Annotated in this window: 12 protein-coding genes; 11 read left to right on the forward strand and 1 reads right to left on the reverse strand. The window is 49.7% G+C overall.

All coding sequences use genetic code 11. From position 1 onward, the window contains the following. The 7 genes from KIO97_RS23060 to KIO97_RS23090 all read left to right on the forward strand — a co-directional run. Positions 1 to 596 (forward strand): hypothetical protein (locus tag KIO97_RS23060; RefSeq protein ID WP_285384035.1); only part of this gene is annotated, 596 nt, incomplete at its 5' end. Continuing rightward, positions 593 to 862, forward strand: a complete 270-nt coding sequence (locus KIO97_RS23065) for a hypothetical protein (protein ID WP_233969509.1) — start codon at positions 593 to 595, stop codon at positions 860 to 862. The genes KIO97_RS23060 and KIO97_RS23065, both read left to right, overlap by 4 nt. 7 nt (positions 863 to 869) lie before the next feature. Continuing rightward, complete coding sequence (gene yejK / locus KIO97_RS23070; RefSeq protein ID WP_285384036.1) at positions 870 to 1871, forward strand: nucleoid-associated protein YejK; 1002 nt, start codon at positions 870 to 872, stop codon at positions 1869 to 1871. Positions 1872 to 1907: 36 nt separating this feature from the next. Next, the gene (locus KIO97_RS23075) at positions 1908 to 2285 is read left to right on the forward strand and encodes a DnaB-like helicase N-terminal domain-containing protein (RefSeq protein ID WP_285384045.1); all 378 of its coding nucleotides are present in this window, start codon (positions 1908 to 1910) and stop codon (positions 2283 to 2285) included. Next, the gene (locus KIO97_RS23080) at positions 2278 to 2712 is read left to right on the forward strand and encodes a regulatory protein RecX (RefSeq protein WP_285384037.1); all 435 of its coding nucleotides are present in this window, start codon (positions 2278 to 2280) and stop codon (positions 2710 to 2712) included. Before KIO97_RS23075 ends, KIO97_RS23080 begins: the two co-directional genes overlap by 8 nt. 7 nt (positions 2713 to 2719) lie before the next feature. Continuing rightward, complete coding sequence (locus tag KIO97_RS23085; protein WP_285384038.1) at positions 2720 to 3244, forward strand: hypothetical protein; 525 nt, start codon at positions 2720 to 2722, stop codon at positions 3242 to 3244. Positions 3245 to 3348: 104 nt separating this feature from the next. Then, the gene (locus tag KIO97_RS23090) at positions 3349 to 3618 is read left to right on the forward strand and encodes a hypothetical protein (RefSeq protein WP_285384039.1); all 270 of its coding nucleotides are present in this window, start codon (positions 3349 to 3351) and stop codon (positions 3616 to 3618) included. 127 nt (positions 3619 to 3745) lie between these two features. Here the strand turns inward: KIO97_RS23090 and KIO97_RS23095 are convergent, their stop codons facing one another. Beyond that, complete coding sequence (locus tag KIO97_RS23095) at positions 3746 to 4222, reverse strand: hypothetical protein (RefSeq protein WP_285384040.1); 477 nt, start codon at positions 4220 to 4222, stop codon at positions 3746 to 3748. Positions 4223 to 4383: 161 nt separating this feature from the next. Between KIO97_RS23095 and KIO97_RS23100 the strand changes: the two genes are divergently transcribed. From KIO97_RS23100 to KIO97_RS23115, 4 genes are all read left to right on the forward strand, one after another. Then, a complete protein-coding gene (locus KIO97_RS23100) occupies positions 4384 to 4575 on the forward strand; it encodes a hypothetical protein (RefSeq protein WP_285384041.1) in 192 nt (63 codons plus the stop codon). Between the two features lie 178 nt (positions 4576 to 4753). Further along, on the forward strand, positions 4754 to 4921 hold the full coding sequence (locus KIO97_RS23105) for a hypothetical protein (protein ID WP_285384042.1): 168 nt from the start codon (positions 4754 to 4756) through the stop codon (positions 4919 to 4921). 234 nt (positions 4922 to 5155) lie between these two features. Then, entirely contained in the window at positions 5156 to 5611 is a 456-nt protein-coding gene (locus KIO97_RS23110) for a hypothetical protein (protein WP_285384043.1), read from the forward strand. Positions 5612 to 5628: 17 nt separating this feature from the next. Further along, on the forward strand, positions 5629 to 6042 hold a 414-nt coding region (locus KIO97_RS23115; protein WP_285384044.1), incomplete at its 3' end, for a DUF4150 domain-containing protein.

Consider the following 6042-nt stretch of genomic DNA (forward strand, 5'->3'; position numbering starts at 1 on the left):
ATCGGTCGCGATGTCAGGGAAACACCATCATGGACGGGCATATCTTGCTCGATGGCGACTGTGAACTCATGCTCTTCCCTGGATTAGGGCAGGTTATCCAAGAAGCGGAGAAGCGCGCTTTGTTTGACGATGCCCGCACCATTGCGCAGCAGCTCTTGACCGTCATGGAGCGCAGAGAGCAAGAATATGAAAAAGGCGCCGCCCCTGCGGCGGCGTTTCCGCTGTCAAAGCTGCCTGCTTCCATCCCCCACGCGGGTCTGGAAGCTTTAGGTCAACAAAAACGGCGATGCGATGCTTCGCCTAAGCCGGACATCACACCGACGCCATTATCGCCTGACGACCTCCCTGAAGGTGTACAGGCAACAATGAGTTACGATCACCGAGGGTACTGCCTAGGCTTTACCCATCGAACGCTCGGCTACCTCGGAAAACTGGTGGTTCATGAGGTGGACGGGGAGACCGTGCTGGCCGCAGAGCTGTTTAATGACGACATGATCTGTCTCGAGTCTAAGCAGGCGGTGATGGAGGCCATCTTAGCCACGATCACCGCTCGATTTGAGGTCAAAGGCTCGCTAAACCAAGAGGATTTCCAATGAAACTGAGCGCGATTAAAGCCGGCGACAACGTGACGTGGGTGGTCAAAAGCGACTACAGCGATGAATTTCGCGTGTTAGACATTTACCCGCATACCACTTTGCGAGACGAGCAAGGCGAACCGGTTAAGATGGCACTGCTGACGCCGGTTAACGTTGAGCGCTTTGCGCTGACGATGATGAGTGGTGAAGTACCCGATGGTGCTCATATACAAGTGGAGGCCCCTCTGGCCATGTTATTGCCGGTACTCACGCGCAGCGTGCATTGAGGGTGAAATGAGCTTACAACTTCACCATTTAGCTTTGCATCAACTTATCAGGAAAACCCAAGACGAGCTGCATCTGCAGCTTCGCAGCGCGCCGCTAGGCAGCGACGCGCATTCGGAGCAACTGGCCACGCTGCTGCATCAACATTTTATCCACAAACCCGGCAAAGGCTATGGCTTGTTCCAACCGGGCAGTGACGTGCATGCGGGGTTGCTGTCCTATCAGCAAGGCCATCACACGTTTCATGACTTTTCTTGTGATTGCGCCACCAAGCTGCATCAAGAACTGGTGAAATACCCGTTCGCCGATGAAGGCGTGTTAGTCATGGCGCACTATCAACACCTGGCCACTGAGTATCTGTTCATCGGTTTGCTGCCGATACAGCAAAGCCTTAAGGTGACCGGGTCACTCGATATCAGTGCGACGGATTATCTCGAACTCAAGAACATCACCATCGCGGCGTGCATTAATTTATCGGATAAAGCGCATCACCCAAAAAGCGACCGTTACCTGACGTACATCAAAGGTCGAGTGGGACGTGGCGTGTCGGATTTTTTCTTGGATTTTTTGCAAGCGGAAGTGGGGCTGGATGTCAAAGCGCAGAACCAGGTGCTTTTGCAGGCGGTGGAAGACTTTTGCGCCGACCATCAATTAGACAAACACGAGTCTCACCAGTATCGACAGCAGGTGTTTGACCACTGCAGCGCGCAGCTCAAAGCCGGCGATGAAGTGGTGATACGCGAGCTCTCCAATGCGCTGCCTGTCAGTGTGGATGGCCAGAACTTCGAAGCGTTTGCTGAGCGTCAAGGTTATGAGCTCGAGGCGCAGTTTCCGGTGCAGCGCAGCGCGCTCACACCGTTAACCAAGTTTGTCGGCAGTGGCGGCGGGGTGTCGCTGACCTTTGATGCGCAACTGCTCAATGAACGGATTTTTTACGACCCAGACACCGACACGCTGACCATGAAAGGCGTGCCACCGAACCTGCGTGAGCAGCTGATGCGACGAGGGTAGGGGATAGACAAGGCCAATAGGGCGACAGAGACAATGATGAAAAGAAAAAGAAGCAGGCTTCCACCGCACAGTTTGGAAGCCGAGGTGAACTTGTTAAGTGGTTTGCTCTACAACCAGGCCGCATGGCCAGAGCTCTCTTCCCAATTACACCGAACCCTGTTTTATGGTCAGTTACATCGTGAAGTGTTTGATGCGTTGGCGGCGCTTTTCACGTGTCACCGTGAGGTGAGCTTTCAAATGCTCAGCGATGAGCTGCGAAAGCGAGACTCTAACGTCCATCACTATCAACTTCAAGAGCTTGAACTGTATCAAATCAATGCGGCCAGCGTCACTCGATTTGCTGAAATAGTGATGGAACGATATCAGCAGCGTGAGGCTTGGTTTGCAGAACATGAGGGGGGATCGAATGACTGAACAGGCGCTCTATGAGCATGCGGTGACCTTACTCGCTAAGCGGGATTATTCCTCTGGGGAGCTGAAACGTCAGCTCTTACGACTGGCTTCGGTGGAGGAAGTGGCCTGCGTGATGGAAACTTTGCTCTCGCATCATTACGTTGATGACTCTCGGCTGATAGAACGTGAAATCCAAAAGCAATTGGCCAAGCTTCACGGTGAAGCGCGGATTAAGCAAGAACTGAGAAAGAAAGGACTGGATAACTTATTGGTCGCCCAAGCCCTCGAAGATTTGGATGTGGATTGGTTTGAGCTTTGTTTACAGGCGAAAGAGAAAAAGTACGGGACTGAGCGCCCCAAAGACGCCAAAGAAAAAGCGCAGATGGTTCGCCATTTGCAATATCGTGGCCATTCGATGAATGCCATTATCGAAGCGTTGTCAGCGTAGGAGTCGTATGAACATACAATCTGTATTTAGTGAGTTGGAGTCGGCGAGTGACTTTGAACTGTTTCGTTTGCAGCAAGCCATTTTAAAAGTGCTGGATGATCCTGATAGGATGCAACGATTGAAGCGAAAAATTCAGGTTGGGATGACGGTTGACTATTTTTGTGCTCAGAGAAATACACTGGTCGCCTGTCAGGTGACCAAGCTGGGCCGTACTCGGGTCAGCGTGGTTGAGTGTGAGACTCAACAGCGTTGGACTTTGCCGTTTTATTGGTTAAACCTCGATCACATTGAGGCCGATATCGTCACATCAACACCCAATGGGTTGTCTAAAGCGGAGTTGGCGGTTGGACAAACGGTCGGCTTTATCGACCCGCGCGATAACCAGGAATACATTGGGCAAGTCATAAAGCTTAACCCTAAACGTGTAGTACTGGGTATCGACAACAAGCAATTTAGTGTCCCTTATTCACTGCTCTTCCCCGTATTCGTGTCACAAGCGCAAGACGCCAAACAGACCTTGCTCTTAAAGTAAACTCTGCTGTGACAAACAAAAATGGGAGTGCTGGAATGGCACTTGCGGCTATATAAGTACATAATGACGAAATGTCATTGTCATTATGAGGTTTTGTTGACGCTATGGAGCAGATTAAAGAAGGGGAGTTCAAACGTCTGGCGCTGGCGAAGGCGTTTGATGGGGTGTTGGCGCAAGAATCGTCCCACACACCCGGTAAGTTCCATCTTATCGGCGTCAGTTTCTCTCGACAAGCACAATATGCGGTTCGTGCTGGAAGAGCCAACACCCTGCGCGCATGGCGAATGGATCACCTAGCGGCATTGGTTAAGTCATTAGGGATAATGAGAATGGAAGTCCGATTTTTAAAAGCAGACCATCGTGGAACAGTATGAAGCATACTAAGCTTAGCGAGGTTGACTCGGACATCCCCCATCGAGTTAACGTGCAAAGGACAGCCAAGAAAGCCGACGCCACTCTCTCGCGTCGGTTTTTTTGTTTTTGTCGCTTCAATAAATGACGTCAGCGTCTGGCCAACTGACTAAGGTGGTGAGCGTGGGGTGTCCCCGGTGCTCTTTGCTTTTTTGCTTCTAACCATTGGCTTTTTAGCTCAAAGACTGTCAAAGGCGAAGGCGCATAGTGGATTGCTTGCCAATCGAACCGTCTTACCTGTGCGAGTTTTTGTTGATAAAGCGCTTTGAAAGATGCGTCACAGGGGCAATAGAATTGCCCTTGGTGTTTGAGCCTAAAGTGCGCGCTGGGGCATTCGCGTTGTAAGCGAACGGTTTCTTGCTTGATGAGGACGATGCCCGTTAACGGCGGCAGTGACTGTCTTTCACAAAACTCTAACACATAGGCCAGTGGATAATTCAGATGGCGAAGACTGATGCCCACCTCGCGAGCGACGTCGTGGAAAAAGAGTGACTTATTATCTCGATGCTCAATGAGATAGTGCCAAACACTTACAGAGAGCGGTCGCCAATTTTTGTTTGACTTCATAAGGCCTCGCTTTCTAATGGATAAGCAATCAGTTTATTATATTATTGGCGATGTGAATACACATTGGGTGTTGAAAGCCATTGAGGGGAACGATGCCAATTTATGATGTTACTTATTTTTGCTGTGGGTCGAAAGCGATACTGAAACACAAACAGCTCAATATGGAAAATTTACAAGGTGCGAAACTGGTCGCGTTGTCACATTTACCTAAGACTCGCTGCGTTGTGCGCATTCGCAATGCTCAAGGAAAGTTGCTTTCGGTTCGTCAGCATCGTAATGAGTACGCGGGGCAATGGTCGGATTGGGGGCATGAATCGGCGCCCAATCCCGCGTTTTCAAGTCGTAAAGAGTGAGGCCGCCTGTCGCAATTTTACTCGGCGCAGCTCGCGAAATCCCTCTTCTGCGCTAGAGTCAACCTGGCAACGCGGTCGTATTGACGGTGTTGTGACCCTTTTGCTTTTTTACCTTCATTCCCCCTTGAAGGACCTAGGCCACCGTGTTGGTGGCCTTTTTGTGGGCGGAGGATAACCGATGAAGGCCCTTTTTTTGTGTGGTGAGGGTCAAGCATTCTTGGCTGATGATTTCCGCGTAGGACTGAAGCGTTTGACCCATTTCTTGCCATTGCTTTCTTTGGGTGGGGGAATGGCGGGTAGGCATTCAGGCCATGGTGTAGTAATACTGGCCAAAGGTCTGATTTGAAATAAGAAATAAAGTGTGATGGCTTTCACAGTTTGTCTTACTCTGACATTTTGCTGTTTTAAGCATCTCACTAGCTCAGGCTTTTTATTGCCTATCCGATGTTTCAATATGCCTGATGTGGCCGATAAAATACCTGTGTTTTTCACTCCGTTTTGACTTTTCCACGTCGAGCTATCTTTCTCATTTCGTTGTTAAAATCCGGACATCATTTTTTGAGTTAGGAAAACGTCGATAATGCACGACTCTGACCCCGCTACTTCATCCGTAGAGCATTATGCTCGAATGGGATGGGTCAATGAAATTCACTCCGATAATCGCCATGTCAAAGTCGATTTTGAGGGCAACCCGCTTGGTCAGTCGGTGTGGGCGGTGCTTGGCCGTCTGTTCACGAAAGCGGATTTACAACTTGCGATAGATCACCGTCTGGATTGCCGCATTGAGTTTGTGGCAGGAGATATCCACACGCCAATGTTGACCAATATTTACTCTTCACTCTTGGATGAAGAGCTTATCGTGCTGCGCGCTAAAAAGATAATCATAGACGGAGAGGAGAGTGTCGAACTTGGAGCTGATGGAGCCAAAACCTCTATGACTGCGAAAAGTGGCACGGTAAAAACCACCGCCCAAAACATCAATACATCGGCAGATAAATTACAAAAAATTCAAGCGACCAAAGTGCGTTTAAACTGATTGAAAAGGAAAAGATTATGGCATCAACCATCGGCGCTAATGGGCTGAGTATTGTACATAAAGGCTCAGGCGGTGAAGCGAACGCTTCTGTACCGGACGTTTGTTTAACCAAAGTCGGAAAGCCTGTCGTTCCTATTCCGTATGGCAACAACGCTAAATCCGCCGATTTGGTGGACGGTTCAACCAGTGTCACTGCCGATGGTGGCAACAGTATTGCCTTGCAAGGCAGTAAGTTCTCAAAAAGTACTGGTGATGCCGCTGGCGATAAAAAAGGCGTGAGTTCAGGAACCATTGAAGGAGAAGCGCAGTTTGTGACGTCTTCTCCGAATGTCCTTATCGAAGGAAAAGGAGTGGCACGCCAAAGTGATCAAATGACCATGAACAATGGCAACACCATGTGTTTTGGCGTACAGAACCCATCTTTCTCGGTC

It is taken from the genome of Vibrio sp. B181a, from assembly GCF_030248375.1.
In the GTDB taxonomy this organism is placed as follows: Bacteria; Pseudomonadota; Gammaproteobacteria; order Enterobacterales; family Vibrionaceae; genus Vibrio; species Vibrio campbellii.